Genomic DNA, 18,681 nt, shown 5'->3' on the forward strand with positions numbered 1-18,681 from the left:
ACAGCCCCACCAGAAAAGTCGTAATGACTTGACCTTAGAAAAGATAGGCGGGGACGTTCAATATAAAATTGTGCCGTTGAGGCAGGTCAATTCTCCCGATCCAATCCTGAGCGCGGACGGGCCCGTCTCCTGCGGATTTCACCCGCCGACCTTCGCCTTCAGCGGTGCGAACAGGCGGTTTTCCTTCGAGAACACATAGTCCAGCGTTTCCACCGTGACCGTGTCTGCGCCTTCGTCGATCAGGAGCTGGGCACAGTCGGCGACGGCGTCCTTCGGGCAGAGCACGCTGACATGATGGGCGTCATCGCTGTCGGAAAAGCGTTGCAGGGCGCCAACCTTGCTGACGGACCGCAGCGCCTGGGTGCGGTTGTCGACGACGGCTTTCACCAGTTTGATATTGCGCGCGGCTTCTTCGGCGGCCACGCGGTCCAGGATGGCGCGGGCTGCTGTCAGCGCGGTTGCCGACCAGTCGGCATTGAGCGAGGCGACCAGATTGGCCTGGCTTTTCAGCATGACGCCGTCGGCCAGGATTTTCAGGTTGTTGGCCTGAAGCGTCGAGCCGGTGGTGGTGATGTCGACGATGAGCTCCGCCGAGCCGGCCACGGGCGCGCCTTCGGTCGCCCCGGCGCTTTCCACGATGCGGTAATCGGCAATTCCGTTTGCGGCAAAGAAGGACCTGGTCAGATTGACATATTTGGTCGCGACCCGCAGGCGGCGGCCATGCCGGTTGCGGAAGTCGGAGGCGACATCGGAGAGGTCCGCCATCGTCTCAACGTCGATCCAGGCCTTGGGCACGGCGACAACCACATCCGCCGGGCCAAAGCCGAGCGGTGTGACGATGTGCACGGTGCAGTCCGGGTCGCTGATATTCTCATGTACCAGGTCGAGACCGGTGATGCCGAAATGGACATCGCCGTCAGAGAGCGCCCGGGCAATTTCCGAAGCCGACAGGAACGCGATCTCGACATTCGGCAGCCCCTTGATGGCGCCGCGGTAGTTGCGCGCGCCACCCGGCTGCAGAACCTTGAGCCCGGCCTGGCCGAAAAAGTCACTGGTGTTTTCCTGAAGGCGGCCCTTGGACGGAATGGCGATAATCAGTTTGCTCATGCGTCTACACTCGCTGCAATCCGGTCCAGCCACATGGAAAATCCGATGGCCGGGACATCCTGTTCCGCGCCCAGCAGCGTGACCAGCTTGTCATAGCGGCCGCCGCCGACCAGCGCGCCTTCGACCTTGGTGCTGGCGGCATGGATCTCGAAGACGAAGCCGGAATAATAATCGAGGCGCCGGCCGAAGTCGGCGGCAAAACTCAGCCGGGACGGGTCAATGCCCTTGGCGGCGAGCGCGGAAAGCCGTTGCTCGAAGGCGGCGAGCGGCGTGTCGAGGCCGAGGCTGAAATCCCTGGCGAAATCGCGCAAGGCGCCGGGGGCGGCGGCACCGTCCGCCTTCAGCGACAGATAGGCGGTCAGCGTCTCGGCGGCCTTGTCATGGCCGCGCGCACCGCTGGCCAGAGCCGCCTGTTCCAGGAACCGGTCGGCGATTTCGCTCGGCGTGCGCCCGCCGACAGCGGAAATGCCGGCAATCGACAGAAGGTCCTCGACAACGGCATGGGCGGCTTCCGGATCGGCGCCTTCAAGGGCCGACAGGAAACCGAGACGGACATCGCGGCTGTCATCCTCGGAGGCCGCGCTGCCGGCCATCCGGCCGATGGCGGCGTTCAACCGGTCGGTCTCGCCGAAGAGGTCGCGCAGGCGCCGGCGCCAGACGGTCGGCAAATCGAGCCCTTCCAGAATGGCGGCAAAGATCGTCTCGTCACCGATGCGGATCAGGCTGTCTTTCAGACCGAAGGTTTCCAGGGCCTTCACCGACAGCGCCAGAAGATCCGCGTCGGCTTCGGCCGTATCTGAGCGGCCGAGGCTCTCCGCGCCGAGCTGCGGGATCTCGCCAAGCCCGTCCTGCCGCTGGCGGAACACCGGGCCGTTGTAGCAATAGGCAGCCGGCAGTTTCGCTTTCGCGTCCGCCAGGTGATGACGGCAGACCGGAATGGTGAAATCAGGCCGCAGGCACAGGTCGACACCGTCCGTGCCGCTGGTCAGGAACAGGCGGCGGCGGATGTCTTCGCCAGTGAGGTCCAGAAAGACATCGGCCGGCTGCAGGATCGGCGGACTGACGAGTGCGTGGCCGGCGGCTTCAAACAGCGCCAGCACCGCGTCGATCTTCGCCGGATCCAGTCCGTTCATCTCAGCCGCTCCCATTTGCTCAGGCCTCGCTTGCCCTTTGGCGGTCGTCCGCCTGGCCATCCAGGATGGATTTTACGGTCGCAACCAGGTCGGTCTCTTTCACGGTGATCTGGGCCGGGCGGCTTGCGCGCCAGGTGATGTTGTCGGTGATCTCTTCCGACAGGCGCTTGCCCTCGATCAGGTCCTTGACCTGGATCTCGCCGGCCTCGCGCTCGTCCGAGCCCTGGATTATGGCGACCGGACAATTGCGCCGGTCGGCATATTTCAGCTGGTTGCCGAATTTCTTCCAGTTACCCTGGTACATCTCGGCGCGGATGCCGGCCTGGCGCAGGTCCTGGACCATCTTCTGATACCGGCCGAGCGCGGCGACATCGCCGTCCATGACGGTGACCAGAACCGGGGCGACCACGTCGGCCTTGCCGAGCTTGCCGAGGTTCTTCAGCGCGGTCATCAGGCGGGAAACGCCGATGGAGAAACCGGTCGCCGGCACGTCGCGGCCGGTGAAGCGCTTGACGAGACCATCGTAACGCCCGCCGCCGCCGACGGACCCGAACTGGACGACGTCGCCCTTTTCGTTGGTGACATCAAACAGCAGCTCGGCTTCGAAGACGCAGCCGGTGTAATATTCGAGACCACGCACGACGGACGGATCGATCTTGATGCGATCCTCGCCATAACCGCAGGCCTCGAAAATGCCGGCCATGGTATTGAGCTCGGTCATGCCCTCGTTTTCAAGGGATCCGGTTCCGGAGACGAAGCCGACGATCTGCTCGATCGCCGCAGCGTCCAGCTCAGCCCCCTTGGTAAAGTCGCCGCTCTCGTCCTTGCGGCCTGCGCCGAGCAGCAGTTTCACACCTTCGATACCGAACTTGTCCAGCTTGTCGATCGCGCGCAGCACCGTCAGGCGGCGCCCCTCATGCTCTTCGCCGCCGAGGCCGATCGCTTCCAAAACACCGTCGAGAACCTTGCGGTTGTTGACGCGGATGACATAGTCGCCACGCGGAATTCCGAGGGCTTCCATCGTATCGGCCATCATCATGCACATTTCCGCATCCGCCTGGACGCCGGGGGCGCCGACCGTGTCGGCGTCGAACTGCATGAACTGGCGGAACCGGCCTGGGCCAGGCTTCTCGTTGCGGAACACCCAGCCGGCCCGGTAGGTGCGGTAGGGCAGCTGGATCTCGTTGATGTTTTCAGACACATGGCGGGCGAGCGGTGCGGTCAGGTCGTAGCGCAGGCTCATCCATTGCTCGTCTTCGTCCTGCACGGAAAACACCCCGGCATTCGGCCGGTCGGTGTCGGGCAGGAACTTGCCGAGGCAGTCGGTATATTCAAAGGCCGGGGTTTCGACCGGATCGAAGCCGTATTGCTCGTAGACACCGCGGATCTTGCCGATCATCTCGTCGGTGGCGCGGATGTCCTCGGCAGAGCGGTCAACAAAGCCGCGCGGCAGGCGGGCCTTCAGTTTGTTCGGTTTCTTGGCCATGAAAATCTTAAGGTCGTGGTTCGGCGCCCTGAAAACGCAGGCGTCCAGCGTGGTGATGGTGCCGATGTCCTAGACGAAACAGGCCGCTAGGGCAAGGCAATGCACCAGGTTGACGGCTCGCACGGACATCGTTCACCGATCTTGTCCTGACTGAAGCGCTGATTTCTGATCTCGGTTCCTCCCAGTGTCACCCCGGCCGACCGCAGGGAGAGCCGGGGCCCACTCGTTTCCAGAGTGCTGACGGACCCTGTTGCGCTTCCGGCAACACCGCCCTTGTTTCGACAAGCAGCCCTGCGAGTAGGCCCCGGATTCTGCGCTGTACTTGTCCGGGGTGACACCCCGGTTGACGATGGCTCTGGATCGTAAAAGCAGGCTTTCAAGCGCGAAAACGGGACATCGCCTTGTTTGCATCACAGTTCGGGTTAAAAGGCCTTTGATCAAGGCAGGGTCTGGCGAAAGCTGCGCCGGGGCAACGGGTGGGCGTTCCGACGGATTTCCGCTCTGTCTTTCCTTGTATTTAATCTCTATGGGACTATGGTCCGCGCCAATCGCGGGACACAGGGACCTGCCGGCGGGAAAAGGCCGGCAAAGACGGGCAGAACGGGTAGAAGATGGACAGTGCGGTGCGCATGTCAGACGACAATGCCGGCGAAGGCGGAGCGGAGGCTCAAACGGGCGTAGCGGCGCAGGCCGCCGAGCTGAGCGTCATCCTGCCGAGCTTCAACGAAGCCGCCAACATCCCGATCCTCGTCAACCTGCTGCACACCGCGCTCGCCGGCATCGCCTGGGAAGCGATCGTTGTCGACGACAACTCGCCGGACGGCACCACCGATGTCGCCCGCAAGATTGCGCTGATCGATCCGCGCATCCGTGTCATCCGCCGCATCGGCCGCCGGGGGCTCTCCGGCGCCTGTATCGAAGGCATCCTGGCGTCTTCCGCCCCCTTCGTGGCCGTGATGGACGCCGACCTGCAGCACGACGAGACCATGCTGCCGAAAATGCTGGCGGAGCTCAGGACCGGCGATGCCGATCTGGTGGTCGCCAGCCGCAAGGTGGATGGCGGTACTGTCGGCGAAGGGCTGTCGAAAATTCGCGCCTGGGGCTCCAACATTGCCAATTCGCTCGCCCAGAAGCTCTTGAACGTCACCCTGGAAGACCCGATGAGCGGCTTCTTCATGGTGCGCCGGGAAAAGGCCGAGGCGCTGGCGCCGAAACTGTCGCCGCAGGGTTTCAAGATTCTTCTCGATCTGGTCTCCAGCGCCAAGGGCTCGCTCCGGATCAGGGAACTGCCCTTCACCTTCCGCGAGCGCCAGCATGGCGAGAGCAAGCTCGACACACTGGTCACCTTCGACTATTTCGGGCTGCTGCTGGCGAAATATTTCGGCGACGTCATATCCGTGCGCTTCCTGATGTTCGGCCTCGTCGGCGCCAGCGGTCTCGTGGTGCACCTGGTCGCGCTGCGCCTGTTCCTGCTCGGCGGGCTGGACTTCAACATGGGCCAGACGGCGGCGTCCTTTGTCGCCATGACCTCGAATTTCTTTCTGAACAATCAGCTGACCTATCGCGACCGGCGCCTGCGCGGCGTTCAGGCGGTGATCGGCCTGTTGACCTTCTATGCCGTCTGTTCGGTCGGCGTGCTCGCCAATGTCGGCGTCGCCAACCTGATCTATGCCGATCCCAGCTACTGGTGGTTCGCCGGCACGGCCGGGGCGATCATGGGCGCGGTCTGGAACTATGCCGCGAGCTCGGCGCTGACCTGGCGCAAGTCCTGAAGGTCCGGCGTGACGACGACAGAGCCTAGAGCCGAGCTTCCGTTTTTCCTGCGCCCGGCCGGCCTGGCTCTGCTGGTTGGCCTGCTGACGGCGTTGAAGATCTTTGCCGCGTCCAATGCGCATTTCGTCGAGGACGAGGCCTATTACCGGATCTGGGGGCTTTATCCGGCGCCCAGCTATTACGACCATCCGCCGATGATCGGCTGGTGGATCGCGGCAGGCCAGGCACTCTTCGGCGACACGGTCTTTGCCGTCAGGGCGATGGTGATCGGCTCCGGCGTGATCGGCTCGCTGGCGCTGTGGCGCACGGCTTTGCTGCTCTTCGACCGCAAGGTTGCCGGCTGGGCGGTGCTTTTTCTGAACACCTCTCTTCTGGTCGGCATCGGCGGCATCCTGGCAACACCCGATGCGCCGTCGGTGCTGTTCTGGGGGCTGAGCCTCTGGGCGCTGGCTGAACTTTCCGAATCAAGAAACGCCAACTGGTGGCTGGTTGTCGGCCTGATGGCCGGGCTCGGACTGCTGGCCAAATATTCAGTCCTGTTCCTGGGCGCGGGCATCGTGCTCTGGCTGGTGTGGGTGCCGCAGGCGCGCCGCTGGTGGACCAGCTGGCAGCTCTGGGCCGGCGGGTTGATCGCCGTTCTCTGCTTCGCGCCGGTGCTCTACTGGAACCACCTGCATGACTGGGTCAGCTTCTACAAGCAGTTCGGCCGGGCAGGCTCGGGCGGCTTCACCTTTAAATATATCTTCGAGTTTCTGGGCGCGCTGATCGGGCTGATGAATCCGCTGATCGCGGTGCTGGCTGTGCCGGGCGCTGTGATCCTGGCAAGGCGCTTCAGGAACCACGACAACGCGGCTTCCCTGCTGCTGCTGACCGTGCTGCCGTTCCTCGCCTATTTGCTTTACCATTCGCTGCATGCCCGCGTTCAGGCCAATTGGCCCGCGCCGCTGTTCCCGGCTTTCGCCATGATGGCGGCCGTGTTCGTGGCCGGTCTTTCCGCCGCGAAGATGCCTTGGACCCGGCTGGCGCAGGCGGGCGTGCTGCTCGGCCTGATCGTCGCGATTGTCGTGCAGCTGCATGCGGTTTGGCCGATCACGGGAACCCTTGCCCGCAAGGACCCCACCTTCCAGCTTCGCGGCTGGCCGGAGATCGGCGCCGAGCTTAAAGAAATCGCGCATCGAGAAGGGGCGGGCTTCGTCGCGACCTCCAGCTACGGCCTCAACGGCCAGCTCGATTTCCTTTTGAAGGATACCGTTCCGGTGGTTCAGGTGACAGAGCGCATCCGCTACATCATGGCCGGCGATCCGGACCTGTCGCTGTTCGACGGGCCGGGGCTTTATGTGGCGGTCGAGCGCCGCGACAAGGCGGACGAATTGCAAGACAGCTTCGGCCAGGTCAAGCCGATTGCCGAGCTGACGCGGACCGTCAAGGGGGTTCCTCTGGAGACACTGGTGGTCTACAGGCTGGGCGGCCGGATCGGTCCGGTATTCGAGCCGATCGCGGACAGATGACTGGCAGCAGAGATCGCCTTCATTAAACAACTGACTTGCAATGCTTCTCCGAATGCCGCAGGGATTATGACCGATTAGTCAGTTTGTCCGGTCCGTCCGCGGAATTATATGAAGCGTATTACACTTGGTGCCCTTGATTACGGTCTGGCCTTCGGGGTCGACCGCGCCCTGCGCGAGCTTGTCGAGCAGGGGCGCTTGAGCGCGCTCGGGGCCATGGTGACCACGGATCTGTGGCCGCGTGAATTCCGTCCTCTTCAGGATACGGTTCAAAAAGTTGGCGACCGCGCGCTCTTCGGCGTGACGCTGGCCTTCAGCGGCGACCGGGTGTCGCCGGTCAGCGGCCGCATGCAGGACACCTATGGCGACCGCATGTTCACGCGTGAGCAATTGCAGCGCCGTGCTTTGTTCCGCCTGCTGCCCGACGAGCTGCTTCTGGAAGAGGCCCAGGCACAGTTGGCCCGCTACAGCGTTCTGATGAAAAGGCAGCCGGATTTCGTTGCCGTGCGCGAAGGCCTGCTGGCCCGAACCTCTCTGGCGCGGCTGGTGTTCAAGGCCATTGTGCATGCCGATTACGACAGGCCCCCGCTGGTGATCTCGCCGGTGCGCTCCGGTCTGAAACCGATGCGCCTGGCGCATTTGGCGAAATCCTACGGCTTGAAGATGCTGCCAAAGGCCGATCCCCTGCCGGAAACCGAGGATCCGGAAGAGCTGCAGCGATTGTTGCACAACCATTTTGACGGCATGAGCGACCGGAGTTTCGTGGCGGCCATTCCGGGGCAGCCGGACGACCGCCTGAGGCGCGAAGAGCCGCGCCGCAAGGTTGCCATCAGGGAATGTCAGTATGAGGTGCTTGCCAGCGACAGATTCTTCCATACGCTGGAAAAGAAGGACGTGTTCCTGAATTGAAACGAAAAAACGGTCCTGCGGGGAACAGGACCGTTTTTCGTGGAGGTCTGGAAGGGGGGAGGGGCAACCCCGCTTCCATGTCCTTTGATATAGGGTTATTTTGCTCCATTGCACGTGATGAGGATCACAAGTTTTCCTGTTGATCCGCTTTTTCACATGCAGCGCTCTAGGCAGGGGGTCGGTGTGGCGGAAATTAAAGACTTTTTGAGAAACAGCTTTTCTTTGGAGGGGCTGGACCCCGAGCTGGCGGTCGGCTTGTCGCGCCTGGCACGGCCGATGAAAATTGCCGCGGGCACGATCCTGTTCGAAAACGGCGACCCTGGAAACGGCTGTTACGCCGTCTTGGAAGGCTCGCTCAAGGTGGCGCTTCTGTCGGTGGAGGGCGATGAGCAGCTTCTGGCCGTGCTCGGTCCCGGCGATCTCGTCGGCGAACTGGCCCTTCTGGACGGGCGCCCGCGCTCGGCAACGGTCAGTGCGCTGAAGGAAGCCCAGCTCGCTTTCATCGACAAGGCCGCATTCCAGCGCTTCGCCGATGAAAACCCGGCGGTCTACCGCCATATGCTGTCGATTGTCGGCAAGCGCCTGCGTCACGCGAATGACGTGCTCGCCGCGCGCTCCTTCTTGCCACTGCCGGGCCGGGTCGCCCAAACCCTGCTGCAATTGTCGGAAACCTTTGGCAAGCAGCTCGATGATGGCCGGTTGCTGATCCACTACAAGCTCAGCCAGGCGGATATTGCCAACATGGCCGGCGCCGCGCGCGAGAATGTCAGCCGTGTGCTCAACGACTGGAAACGCGCCGGCACCATCAGCCGCATCTCCGGCTATTACTGCATTGAACAGATCGAGTTCCTGGAACAGGCCTCGACGCTTTAGGGGGCGGAGTCTTGCAGACCTTTTCCAAGCACTCGGACATTCGACACATTCAGTGGTCATCCCCGACTTGATCGGGGACCCAATCACCACCAGAGCTCTTATGGATTTGGTGCTAAGGGCGCCGCAAGTTCACAGACACCTGTGCAATTTGGTGCCGGGTTGAGAGGCCAATAGATCCCCGATCAAGTCGGGGATGACCACCGAGGTGAGGCGAGTTTAGTTGCTTCCCACCATCACCGCCCTTTGCGTCCCCACAAGAATACTCGCCAGCGTCTGGGTGTTGAGACTGTCCAGAAACGCCTCAGCCGCCCGGGCCATGGCGCCTTTCAGGGCGCAGCGGGGCAGGAAGGCGCAAGACGTCTCCGTGTCCGGTTTCAGGCAGGCGACGACACCGAGATCCGGCTCGATCAGGCGGACCACGTCGCCGAGCCGGATCTGCTCCGGCGCCTTAGCCAGCCGGATGCCGCCACCGCGCCCGCGGGTCGTTTCCAGGTAACCGCCCTTGGCCAGATGGGCGACGATCTTCATGACATGGGACTTCGCCAGTCCGAGCTGCGTCGACAATTTTTCGACGGTCTGCGGTGCGTCCGACTGGCCGGCGGCCATCAGGATCCTCAAGGCAAAATCGCTGGCCTGACTAAGGCGCATGGCTGCATCCCGTAAAACATTCATCTTAGATGTTGATTTTAGCGCGGGCCTGTGTCACTTAAAAGATGCATCTTAAATGAATGTTTGGAGGCGGCGATGGAAGCCCGTGAAACTTCGGAACATCGGTACAAGCTCAAGCGCCGGGTCGCGCCCGACACAGGCGACCGGCTGCAGCGCTACGAGCTGATTGACGAACAGGTGATCCATATCATGGTGCACACGTTCTACGGCTGCATCCGCGAGCATCCGCGTCTCGGCGAGATCTTCGAGCGCCGGCTCGCCGGCCGCTGGGACGAACATCTGCCCAAGATGGAAGCCTTCTGGCAGTCGGTGCTGATGAAGAACGGCGCCTATAAGGGCAAGCCGGTGCCGGCCCATCTGAAACAGAAGGAACTCGTCAGTGCCGACTACGCCGCCTGGCTGTCCGTGTTCCGGCCGGTGATCCGCGAATTGTTCGTGCCGGATCTCGCCGACGAAATCATCGCCGTCGCCGAACGCATTGCCCAGAGCCTCTGGCTTGCCACCTTCGGCACGCCCGGGGCAAACCCGCCCGCCGAACTCTTCTCGCAACACTCTGACTGGAGCGGATCATGCTGGTAACCGTCGTCCTTGTCGCCGAAGCCCTCGTGGCCGTCTGGTTCACAGTGTTCTCGCTGATGCTGATGTCCATGTATCTGGACAGCCGCGACATGCCCCTGCCCAAGCTGGATATCGCCGGCCGCACACTGATCGGCAGCGCCAAGCTGGCCTTTGTCACCGGCATGGTTGCGCTTGCCGTCATGACCGTTCTTGAAATCAAGGCGATCAGCTGATCGCCCTCCGAAGGAGCTATCCAATGTCCACCTCGAACCTTCTCAGCCGCGGTCTGCCCATCCTTCTGATCTGGATCGCGGCGCCGCTGCCGCTCTGGATCATGGCCGTTCTGATGATGGTGATCTGAGCGGAAAGATCTTGTGCTCGCCGCGCCTCCGGGTAGTCTTCCTGTCTGAATCGGAAAGAGGGGATCAGGCGTGAGCGACGACAAACCAACGGGCGAGCTGACATTGCGCACAATGGCCATGCCGGCCGACACCAACGCCTCCGGCGACATTTTCGGCGGCTGGGTGCTGTCGCAGATGGATCTGGCGGGCGGCATCGCCTCCGGTCAGCGCGCCGAGGGGCGGGTGGTCACCATCGCGGTCGACAAGATGAAGTTCATCCGACCGGTCCATGTCGGCGATGTCCTATGCGTCTATACCAGCGTCGGCCGGGTCGGCACGTCGTCCATGGAAATCAAGATCGAGGCCTGGGCCCTGCGCCATCGCTACGGCCACCGGGAAAAGGTCACCGAGGCGATCTTCACCATGGTCGCCGTCGACGACAGCGGCAAACCGCGCCCGGTGCCCACCCAGCACTGAGGTGTTTGGGTCGTCTCTTTCATCGCAGCTTGGCCTCACCCGGCGGCGTCCTGCTTAGGAGCGGCGTCTCGAAAGCCGAGTCACAAGTGGTGGAACAAGCGGCCGCTCCTTCGAGACGGACCTGACGGTCCTCCTCAGGATGACGTCAATGGGTGCGGAAAAGGTCTTGTTGAAACGGCTTTTACTGAATTGTTTCAGCGACCCTCCCGTTGCAGGGAAGTCTTGAGGCCTGGTTTCCCGCGCTAGCTACACCCAACAGCGTCATCCTGAGGAGCCGCGAAGCGGCGTCTCGAAGGACGGGCCGCTTGTTCCAACCGTGCAGCCGGTCCTTCGAGACGCGCGCAGGCGCGCCCCTCAGGATGACGCCGAATGCGTGGTTGCTCCTATAGATCGAAGTGCTGGCCTGCCAAAAACTCAGGAAAGCCGACCCGACCGCTGCCGGTTGAGAATGTCGGCGAAGAGATCCTCGTCGACCGCGCAGGTGCAGCCATTGGCCCAGAGTTGCAGCAGGCCTTTGAGGCGCTCGAGCCTGGCATCATGGCTGAGCGGGGCTTTGTGGCGGGGCAGGCCGCCGAGAATGCGCAAGGTCCGGATCCGCGACAAAACGCAGTCTTCCGCTGCCTTGCGCCAGATATCGTCGCTGGCAAGATGTGGCTGGTCGTCCAGCCGGTTCTCGATCAGATCTGCCGCACGTCCGGCAAACGGGTCCTGAGACAATTAATCCTCCATCGGTTGCCCGAGGAGGACTGGCGCATTGAAGAAAACCGCTTGATTGCCGAAGCGCCCCAATAGGATCGATCCGGCCGCATCCCTGTTGCGGAAACCACCTTGCCCGGTCGGCAGGTTGGCGAGGGCGCCAGCCCTTCTCTTGATGATGGCGCGCTTATGCCACGACACAGGATGCTTGGCAAGTCCCCCGGCGCATGGCACATCTACTTGAACCGCATGACCGGAGACCTTCATTGCTGGACCGATCCGCCTTGCATCACAGCCGGCCGCTGGTGCCGATCCTGCTGGCCTTCTGCGCCTGTTTTATCGACGTCGTGTGTATTCTCGGCCTGTTCCACACCTTCACAGCCTTTATCACCGGCACGCTTGTGGTTCTGTGCACCGAAGTGTTTCACAAGGGCGACAACGCGGCATTGAAGGTCTTCGTGCTGGCGATGTTCCTGGTCTCCACCCTGTTCTGGTACACAACCGTCAGCCGCCTGATCCAGGCAAAAAGGGTCAGCGTCGCGCAGTTGTTCACCCTCGAGGCCGCACTTGTGGCGGGCTTCATGCTGGTGGCGGGGCTGGGCGATCCGCAAGCGGCAGGACCGCTGGGAAGCGTGACGCTGATTGCCGTCGGCCTGTCGACTGTGGCCATGGCGCTGCAGAACGTGATCATGCTGACGCTTCTGAACCGGCACGTGCCGACCACCATGATGACAGGCAACTCCCTGAAACTGGTGCTTGGCATTGCCGATTATTTCCAGCATCCGGAGACCCGGGCCGACAGCCGCGCCAGGATCGTGCATCAGGCCCTGGTCATCGCGGCCTTCGCCACCGGTGGCCTGCTGGCCAGCCTGCTGATGACGCTCGCCGGTTTCTGGGCGCTCGCGGTGCCGGTCGCTGTGCTGCTGCTGCTTGCGGCAGTGCAACCTTTGGCCGGTGACGCGGCGGAGTGATCACGGCTCAGCTGCGCCGGTCAAAATCGACCATGCCGTCCACCAGATGAATGCGCCGCGCCATGCGGGCGGCGAGCTCCAGGTCGTGGGTGACGGCGATCACCGTGGTGCCCTGCCGTTCGACGATCTTCTGAAGGCTTTCGAAGACCTGCTCGGTCGCGGCTGAATCCAGGCTTCCGGTCGGCTCGTCCGCCAGGATCAGGTCCGGCGAATTGGCAAGCGCCCGGGCAACGGCGACCCGCTGGCGCTGACCGCCCGAGAGCTGCTCCGGCCGCCGGTGCAGGAACGCCTCCAGGCCGAGATCCGCAAGCAGCCCCCTGGCGTGCTCCTCCTGCGCCTTGCGGGACAGTTTGCCAAGCCGCTGCATCGGGATCAGCACATTGTCGAGCGCGGTGAATTCCGGCAGCAGGAAGTGGAACTGGAACACGAAACCGAGTTTTTCCAGCCTCAGATGCGCCATCTCGGCGGAGGACAGATCATGGGTCGGGCTCCCGCCGATCCGGACCTCGCCCTTCGTCGGCCGGTCGAGCAGACCGAGCAGGTAGAGCAGGGACGACTTGCCGGATCCGGACGGACCGGTGATGGCGACGAACTCGCTCTCGCCCACCGTGAAGGTCACATCCTTGACCAGCGTCACCGGCACAACGGCGGGCAGGATGCGGGTGAGGCCGCTGACCTCCAGCAGCGGGGTGTCCGCTTTCGGTTGAGGTGCCGCACTCATGTCGCCCCCCGGATGATGTCGACCGGATTGAGCCGGGCGGCCTTGCGCGCCGGCAGCAAGCCGGCAATGGCGGAGGAAAACAGCGCCAGCAGGCAGGCAATGACGTAGTGATAGACGGAAAAGTGGATCGGCAGGCGTGTCATTTCCACGTCGGTCGTCAGCTCGAATTTTACGGTGGCGAGATAGCTCGACAGGGCGAAGCCGAGACAAGACCCGGCAATGGCACCGAGCACGCCGATCACCAGGCCCTCCAGCACGAAGATCCGCTGGATATCGCCTTCCGGAAAGCCGAGCGATTTCAGGATGGCGATGTCCTTGGCCTTTTCATGCACGATGGTGGAGACGATGTTGTAGATGCCGAAGCCGGCCACCACCAGGATCGCGCCGACCACCGTGTACATGATCACGTTGCGCACGAAGAAGGCCTCCATCAGGCCCTCATTGGCCTCTTCCCAGGAAACCGCCTTGTAGCCGAGCTGACGTTCGGCTCGCGCCGCAACCTCGTTGGCGTCCTTGATCCTGTTCAGGTGAATGGAAATCGAATTGATGATGTCCGGTTTTTCCAGAAGGATCTGCACCGCCTTCAGCGGCGCATAGGCAAGGCCTTCGTCGCTGGTGGTGATGCCGGTGTGAAACAGGCCGACGATCTTGAACCGCTTGGCGACGCCATTGGCCGAGGTCAGCGTCACCGTGTCGCCGAGGTCCGCGCCCAGCCGGCTTGCTGCCTTGTCGCCGATCACCAGTCCGTTCGAGGTTGTGTCCAGGTCGTTGAAGGACCCGAGCCGCATGTCCTCGCCGATCTTTGAGACGGCCAGCTCCCGGCGCGGCACCACCCCGATCAGGGTCAGGCCAATGTCCTGCCCACTGTAGCGCAGCACCGCCTGGCCGCTGAGGCGCGGCGCCAGCATGCCGCCCACCCAGTCACGCAACGAGGCCAGCGCCTCGGTCGGGTTGCGGATGCCGCGCAGGTCTTCCTTGGGGCGGAGGCCGTGAAAGACGACGGCATCGTATTTGAGGCTGGCGGGTTGATCTCTGGGCGCGCGTTGTTCGTCAAGGATCTCGACATGGGGAATGGCCTCGATCAGGGTCGCCATGAAATCGCGCTGCGAACCCTCCATCAGGCTGGCCATGGCGACGGAAAAGCCGACACCGAGCGCAACGCCGAGCGTTGAGACAACCGTCTGCCGCAGCCTGTTGCGCACGTGGGTCGCCGCGATCCGGAGCAGCAGGATCATGGCCGCGCTCCGGTCTCCGGCTGCACTTTATCGCCCTCCGTGAGCGTTGCGTCGAAGGGAAAAACCACACGGGCATCCGTGCCTAAACCACCCAGAACCTCAACGGCACGGGTGCCGCGGATGCCGGTCTGAAGCGTCTCCAGACGGACCTGATTGTCTTCACCGATCATCTGCACTTTCGAGCCATCAAAGGCGGCCAGCGGCAGCAGCAGGGCGTCGGTCTTTTCGGCCGTGACGATGTTGATTTCCGCCGTCATGCCGATCCTGAGCGGCGTGTCCTCGGGCAGATCCAGATAGACGCGATAGTTCTTCAGGACCGGATCGCCCTTGGGCGTGATCCGCGAGACCTTGGCCGTCAGCTCCCGGTCCGGGAAGGCGTCGGCCTTGATCAGGGCGGTCTGGCCCTCGGCGACCTTGGGAATGTCCTCTTCATTGACCTCGGCAACCAGCTGCAGCGGGCTGGGCTGGCCGATCCAGAACAGGATCTCGCCGGGTTCCGCCACCTCGCCGACCGCGCCGTCCTGGCGCAGCACCATGCCGTCCATCGGCGCGACAATCCGATAGTCGCGCAGCCGTTCCTTCTGGGCGGCGATCATGGCATTGACCCGGACCAGCTCGCTTTGCGCCTTGTCATAAAGCTGCTGGCTGACCACCCGGCGTTCCAGAAGCTGCTGGGCCCGCTCCCGGTCGGACTGGGCCAATACCTGCCGGGCTTCCAGTTCGGCGAGGGTCGCCCTTGCGTCGCCGCTGTCGAGTTCGGCCAATTGATCGCCCTGGGCAACTTCCTGCCCCTCGCAGCCGCACAGAGAAATGATCCGCTCGCGGATGATGCTGGTGACCTTGGCCCAGCGGACCGGTTCCACCACGGCGGTGGCATAGACGACTTCGGCTGCCCGGCCGTTGTAAGGCGCAACCACCTCGACCTTTTGCGGGCGGGCCGTCCACCAGTTCCAGCCGCCAATGCCGGCAGCGAGCAGCAGGACGAGACCCAGAATTTTCATCAACCGCATGACGCACTTCTCCCATTGGCCGTGAGCATAGCCTCTCATAGGTGGGACGCCATGGCCTGGATCAAATCCGTAAATATGCGGAGGATTTCGCCTCAGTAATGTGGCGGCTTTTCGACGTGGTGGCCAGGCAGGACATTGTCCATCAGCTCTTCCACCTGATCGGTCATGTTGGCCAGAAGCCGGGTCATACGCTCGATCTTGCGCGCCTGGTCCACGACCACCGCGTTGAGTTCGTCGATGGTGTTGGTGGCGTGGGCAAGATCGATTTCGAGTTTTTCCAGACGGGCTTCGTGATCGTCTGACATGCCTGTCTCCTGGATCGCTGGCGGGCGTGTATTGCGGGGCCACATATAGGCCTCTCGCGCGGAAAGCACAATTCAGGAAGAGGAGCGGAAAAAGGCTTCAGCCGAAACAGTCATGGCTCCAGACCTGCTGGGTTTCCACTTCCTTCGGCACGCCCGGAGGCTGCGAGATCTCGATCTGGAAATAGAGGATGAAGCTGGACAAGGCCGGCCCGTCCGGATGGGCTTCACGCCAGTGCCCGCACAGATACCGTCCATAGGCGAGCGCCAGGGTCTGCGGCACATCCTCATAGGTCTGGTCTTCCAGCTGGGACAGGAACTTGCGCCAGCGGTAATTGGCATAGACCTTTGAAACGACCGCCGGTTTCTCAAAGTCCGCCAGTCCCGGCCTGTCATGATAGACATCGACGATGGTGCCGTCGGTGAGTTCGCCTTCGATCACCGGCCAGGGACTGGTCATTTCCGGATAGGGTGCGAACATGGTCCAGTTCTGGTAAAGCCCAAGCGCCTGACGCACCATTCTAAATCCGTCCGGCAGCGTCACGCCGCTTCCTGGCAGGGTCGAGACGTTCTGAACGGTGATGAACACCAGGAAGAGGCCCGCGAAGACCTGCGTGACCGGGCCGAAGCGCTGCGGGACCAGGCGCCAGGGCAGCCATCTCGCCGTGAAGCGCGACAGAAGCGGTCGGTTGCGCCCGACCCAGCCATAGCACCGGTCGCCGATCGCCTGAACCAGGCTGCGCCTAAGCAGCCAGCCGAGCGGAAAGAACACAGGCGAGGTTCCGGCAAGCGCGGCCAGCGCCCCGGTCTTGAAGTGGCGGCATTCGCCCTCGCTCACCACCCAGGAGTTCTGGCGTTCCAGCTCCGCGCCGATCTCGGCATCGTCCTGGGCCGGCCGCACGGGCGTGTCGCCGAGGAACAGAAAGACACGCAGCAGCTGGCAGGACTTCTCACAGAAATCGCAGCCCCGGTCGTACCAGATCGTCAGTTGCCCTTGGCAGCGCAGCGGCAGCCAGCCGGCCAGCTTGTCCCACATCCAGCCCGGCATGAAGGTCAGGTTCATGATGATCGAAATGAACGGAAAAAAGCCGATTTCGAGAAACAGCAGGAACGACAGATGCATGGTCATGAAGGCCAGCATGAAGATCGTCCGCAGCGTGCGGTGGAAGATCGGCGAGAAGATCAGGAACGGCCCGACCAGTTCCAGCGCGTAGACATAGTAGGTGAGACCGGCCATCAGCTCGTGGAACTGCCGGAACCAGAGCGCGAACGGGGTCACCAGGTAGTCGAGCTGCAGGGCGTAATGGACCGCCGTGCCGTCCTGATACCAGATCGGATGGGTTTTCAGGAGCGCGCTGAAGAAGTACATCGACATGCCCTGAAGCAGCAGGGCCATTGTCGCCATCGTGAAATAGTCGTTGCCGGTGAAACGATTGGTCCGGTCCAGGGCGGCGTCCACCGAACACCGCGCGCCAAGCGGCAGGAACATCGCCCAGAACAGCATCAGCAGCGCCAGATTGTCCTCGCCGGACAGGATGAAGGTATTGCGGTTCTGCACCGACAGCATCAAAAGCCAGGAGATCGCTGTCATGGCACGCGTGCGCCAGCCGACCAAGAGACCGATTGCGGCGAACCCTGCCAGGACGAACAGCAACGCCTGGAACCAGGCCGCCCCATTGGCCAGATGCAGCGACCAGGTGGTGATGTAGAGATGATCAATCTGCACCGACCGTGGCATGATCCCGGCATCGGTATAGTGGCTCACCAGATCGCGGGAGCGCATCGCGAGATCGATCAGGATATAGACACCGAGCAACACCCGGAACAGCGCCAGCGTGCGCAGGTCGATGCCGAAGATGGTTCTAAGGGGTGCCAAATGTGTGCGGATTGGCTTCATGGGCTGGCTGGCACGACGGTTCGGTCTGAGATCCTAACGGGTTTCGCTATCGTGCCTTGGTATGGTTAACAAACCACACGCCATGACGGGATGCTAGGGTGTGAGCCTTGCCGAAGCGGCCAGCAGCTTTCGTTCTGCTTGCGAGGCAACCTCGGCCCGCGGGGACTCCGAGCTCCCAGCTCGGGGCGTCAGGAACTCGCCAGCAGTAACGCTAAACTTATCTTAAGTTGCAATGCTTATATGTCCTGACGGGTCGATTGTGGTGAGGGTGTCATGGCGCAGAAGCAGTCTTTCGGCAAACGCGGGCAGTCTGGAAATCGGCCGGCCGCAAATCCTGCCGGCCGTCCGAAGCCGTTTCACCAGGCAATAGAAGAATACAAGGATCCTGCGGCGGCGAGCTTCGTTGCCAACCGTCCCTGGCCGGCCGCCGCTGCGGCCGGGATCACCCTGACACTCACCGGCGGACTGTTCCTTACCGGTGCGGGCAAGGGCGTGCTTTCCCTCGCCGTCATTCCGGTCATGCTCCTGGTCGGCTATCTAATGTACCTGCAGTTCCGGGGGCTGCAGGCGCAGATGCAGGACGATGAAGAGCGCATCAAGCGTGCCATCAGCGCAAAATATCCGCTGGTGCCGGTCCTGGGCATGATTGCGGGCCTTGTCTATTTCATGGTGAGCGAACAGCAGGACTTCAGCGACATTGCCGCCTATGACTGGTCGGGCATCTTCGGCCTGCGCACGGATATCGAAGCGGACGAGCCTCTTTCCGCCACGCTCCTCGAAACAATGGCGACCTTTGGTGGCGCAGGCCTGGTCGCGGCGTATCTCTGGTACAAGGCCGGACAATATTTCAGCGACAGGTCCTAGAGCGGTTTTTCGGTCACTCTGGTCCCTTCAGCCGATGACCAGTTGATCGGTGAAGCGTGCCGCGACCCAAGACGCGGTGCATCGGGCTGGCCGCACAAAGCCAGAATGATGGGCGGAGCGCCATGCAAAAAGGGCGGCCCGAGGGCCGCCCTTT

The 18,681-nt window shown here is 62.6% G+C and carries 19 protein-coding genes and 1 riboswitch; of the genes, 9 read left to right on the top strand and 10 right to left on the bottom strand.

All coding sequences use genetic code 11. The features are described from left to right. Positions 1–138 precede the first annotated feature (138 nt). Genes hisG through hisS form a run of 3 tightly spaced genes read right to left on the bottom strand, consistent with a single transcriptional unit; the run spans position 139 to position 3,726 of the window. The gene (hisG, locus tag M0H32_RS00680) at positions 139–1,107 is read right to left on the bottom strand and encodes an ATP phosphoribosyltransferase (protein ID WP_248149448.1); all 969 of its coding nucleotides are present in this window, start codon (positions 1,105–1,107) and stop codon (positions 139–141) included. Then, positions 1,104–2,240 (bottom strand): ATP phosphoribosyltransferase regulatory subunit, encoded by a 1,137-nt coding sequence (locus M0H32_RS00685; protein ID WP_248149450.1) that lies wholly within the window; start codon positions 2,238–2,240, stop codon positions 1,104–1,106. Before M0H32_RS00685 ends, hisG begins: the two co-directional genes overlap by 4 nt. Before the next feature lie 19 nt (positions 2,241–2,259). Next, the gene (gene hisS / locus M0H32_RS00690; protein WP_248149453.1) at positions 2,260–3,726 is read right to left on the bottom strand and encodes a histidine--tRNA ligase; all 1,467 of its coding nucleotides are present in this window, start codon (positions 3,724–3,726) and stop codon (positions 2,260–2,262) included. 629 nt (positions 3,727–4,355) lie between these two features. Between hisS and M0H32_RS00695 the strand changes: the two genes are divergently transcribed. The 4 genes from M0H32_RS00695 (at position 4,356) to M0H32_RS00710 (ending at position 8,786) form a co-directional block, all read left to right on the top strand. Next, entirely contained in the window at positions 4,356–5,498 is a 1,143-nt protein-coding gene (locus M0H32_RS00695) for a glycosyltransferase (RefSeq protein WP_248149456.1), read from the top strand. A gap of 9 nt (positions 5,499–5,507) precedes the next feature. Then, positions 5,508–7,007: an ArnT family glycosyltransferase gene (locus tag M0H32_RS00700; protein WP_248149459.1), complete on the top strand. Its 1,500-nt coding sequence runs from the start codon at positions 5,508–5,510 to the stop codon at positions 7,005–7,007. A 108-nt stretch (positions 7,008–7,115) separates the two neighbouring features. Next, complete coding sequence (locus M0H32_RS00705) at positions 7,116–7,913, top strand: ChbG/HpnK family deacetylase (protein WP_248149461.1); 798 nt, start codon at positions 7,116–7,118, stop codon at positions 7,911–7,913. A 183-nt stretch (positions 7,914–8,096) separates the two neighbouring features. Next, positions 8,097–8,786 carry a Crp/Fnr family transcriptional regulator gene (locus M0H32_RS00710; RefSeq protein WP_248149464.1) on the top strand — a complete coding sequence of 230 codons (690 nt, stop codon included), beginning with the start codon at positions 8,097–8,099 and terminating at the stop codon, positions 8,784–8,786. Positions 8,787–9,002: 216 nt separating this feature from the next. Here the strand turns inward: M0H32_RS00710 and M0H32_RS00715 are convergent, their stop codons facing one another. Then, on the bottom strand, positions 9,003–9,434 hold the full coding sequence (locus M0H32_RS00715; RefSeq protein WP_248149467.1) for an RrF2 family transcriptional regulator: 432 nt from the start codon (positions 9,432–9,434) through the stop codon (positions 9,003–9,005). A gap of 96 nt (positions 9,435–9,530) precedes the next feature. Here M0H32_RS00715 and M0H32_RS00720 point away from each other — a divergent pair, with 96 nt between their 5' ends. From M0H32_RS00720 to M0H32_RS00730, 3 genes are all read left to right on the top strand, one after another. Next, positions 9,531–10,034, top strand: coding sequence for a group III truncated hemoglobin (locus tag M0H32_RS00720; protein ID WP_248149470.1), 504 nt, complete (start codon positions 9,531–9,533; stop codon positions 10,032–10,034). Then, positions 10,025–10,246 carry a hypothetical protein gene (locus M0H32_RS00725; protein ID WP_248149473.1) on the top strand — a complete coding sequence of 74 codons (222 nt, stop codon included), beginning with the start codon at positions 10,025–10,027 and terminating at the stop codon, positions 10,244–10,246. The genes M0H32_RS00720 and M0H32_RS00725 overlap by 10 nt, the downstream gene beginning before the upstream one ends. A 240-nt stretch (positions 10,247–10,486) precedes the next feature. Next, the gene (locus M0H32_RS00730; protein WP_248150516.1) at positions 10,487–10,831 is read left to right on the top strand and encodes an acyl-CoA thioesterase; all 345 of its coding nucleotides are present in this window, start codon (positions 10,487–10,489) and stop codon (positions 10,829–10,831) included. A gap of 414 nt (positions 10,832–11,245) precedes the next feature. On the opposite strand, the gene M0H32_RS00735 is transcribed toward M0H32_RS00730, so the two are convergent. Continuing rightward, positions 11,246–11,548, bottom strand: coding sequence for a hypothetical protein (locus tag M0H32_RS00735; RefSeq protein ID WP_248149476.1), 303 nt, complete (start codon positions 11,546–11,548; stop codon positions 11,246–11,248). A 41-nt stretch (positions 11,549–11,589) separates the two neighbouring features. Further along, a riboswitch (SAM-I-IV-variant riboswitch) is annotated at positions 11,590–11,711 on the bottom strand. Positions 11,712–11,793: 82 nt separating this feature from the next. Here M0H32_RS00735 and M0H32_RS00740 point away from each other — a divergent pair. Beyond that, positions 11,794–12,498 carry a YoaK family protein gene (locus tag M0H32_RS00740; protein ID WP_248149478.1) on the top strand — a complete coding sequence of 235 codons (705 nt, stop codon included), beginning with the start codon at positions 11,794–11,796 and terminating at the stop codon, positions 12,496–12,498. A 7-nt stretch (positions 12,499–12,505) separates the two neighbouring features. Here M0H32_RS00740 and M0H32_RS00745 read toward each other — a convergent pair whose 3' ends face one another. The 5 genes from M0H32_RS00745 to M0H32_RS00765 form a co-directional block, all read right to left on the bottom strand. Continuing rightward, positions 12,506–13,219, bottom strand: coding sequence for an ABC transporter ATP-binding protein (locus tag M0H32_RS00745; protein ID WP_248149482.1), 714 nt, complete (start codon positions 13,217–13,219; stop codon positions 12,506–12,508). Beyond that, positions 13,216–14,454 (bottom strand): ABC transporter permease, encoded by a 1,239-nt coding sequence (locus tag M0H32_RS00750; RefSeq protein ID WP_248149485.1) that lies wholly within the window; start codon positions 14,452–14,454, stop codon positions 13,216–13,218. Before M0H32_RS00750 ends, M0H32_RS00745 begins: the two co-directional genes overlap by 4 nt. After that, entirely contained in the window at positions 14,451–15,464 is a 1,014-nt protein-coding gene (locus M0H32_RS00755) for an efflux RND transporter periplasmic adaptor subunit (protein WP_248149487.1), read from the bottom strand. Before M0H32_RS00755 ends, M0H32_RS00750 begins: the two co-directional genes overlap by 4 nt. 92 nt (positions 15,465–15,556) lie before the next feature. Continuing rightward, positions 15,557–15,769 carry a SlyX family protein gene (locus tag M0H32_RS00760; protein ID WP_248149489.1) on the bottom strand — a complete coding sequence of 71 codons (213 nt, stop codon included), beginning with the start codon at positions 15,767–15,769 and terminating at the stop codon, positions 15,557–15,559. 97 nt (positions 15,770–15,866) lie between these two features. Beyond that, positions 15,867–17,642, bottom strand: coding sequence for an HTTM domain-containing protein (locus tag M0H32_RS00765; protein ID WP_248149491.1), 1,776 nt, complete (start codon positions 17,640–17,642; stop codon positions 15,867–15,869). A gap of 294 nt (positions 17,643–17,936) precedes the next feature. Here M0H32_RS00765 and M0H32_RS00770 point away from each other — a divergent pair, with 294 nt between their 5' ends. Further along, positions 17,937–18,527, top strand: a complete 591-nt coding sequence (locus tag M0H32_RS00770; protein WP_248149493.1) for a hypothetical protein — start codon at positions 17,937–17,939, stop codon at positions 18,525–18,527. Positions 18,528–18,681: the final 154 nt, after the last annotated feature.

Origin of the sequence: Roseibium sediminicola, from assembly GCF_023156505.1 — a bacterium.
In the GTDB taxonomy this organism is placed as follows: Bacteria; Pseudomonadota; Alphaproteobacteria; order Rhizobiales; family Stappiaceae; genus Roseibium; species Roseibium sediminicola.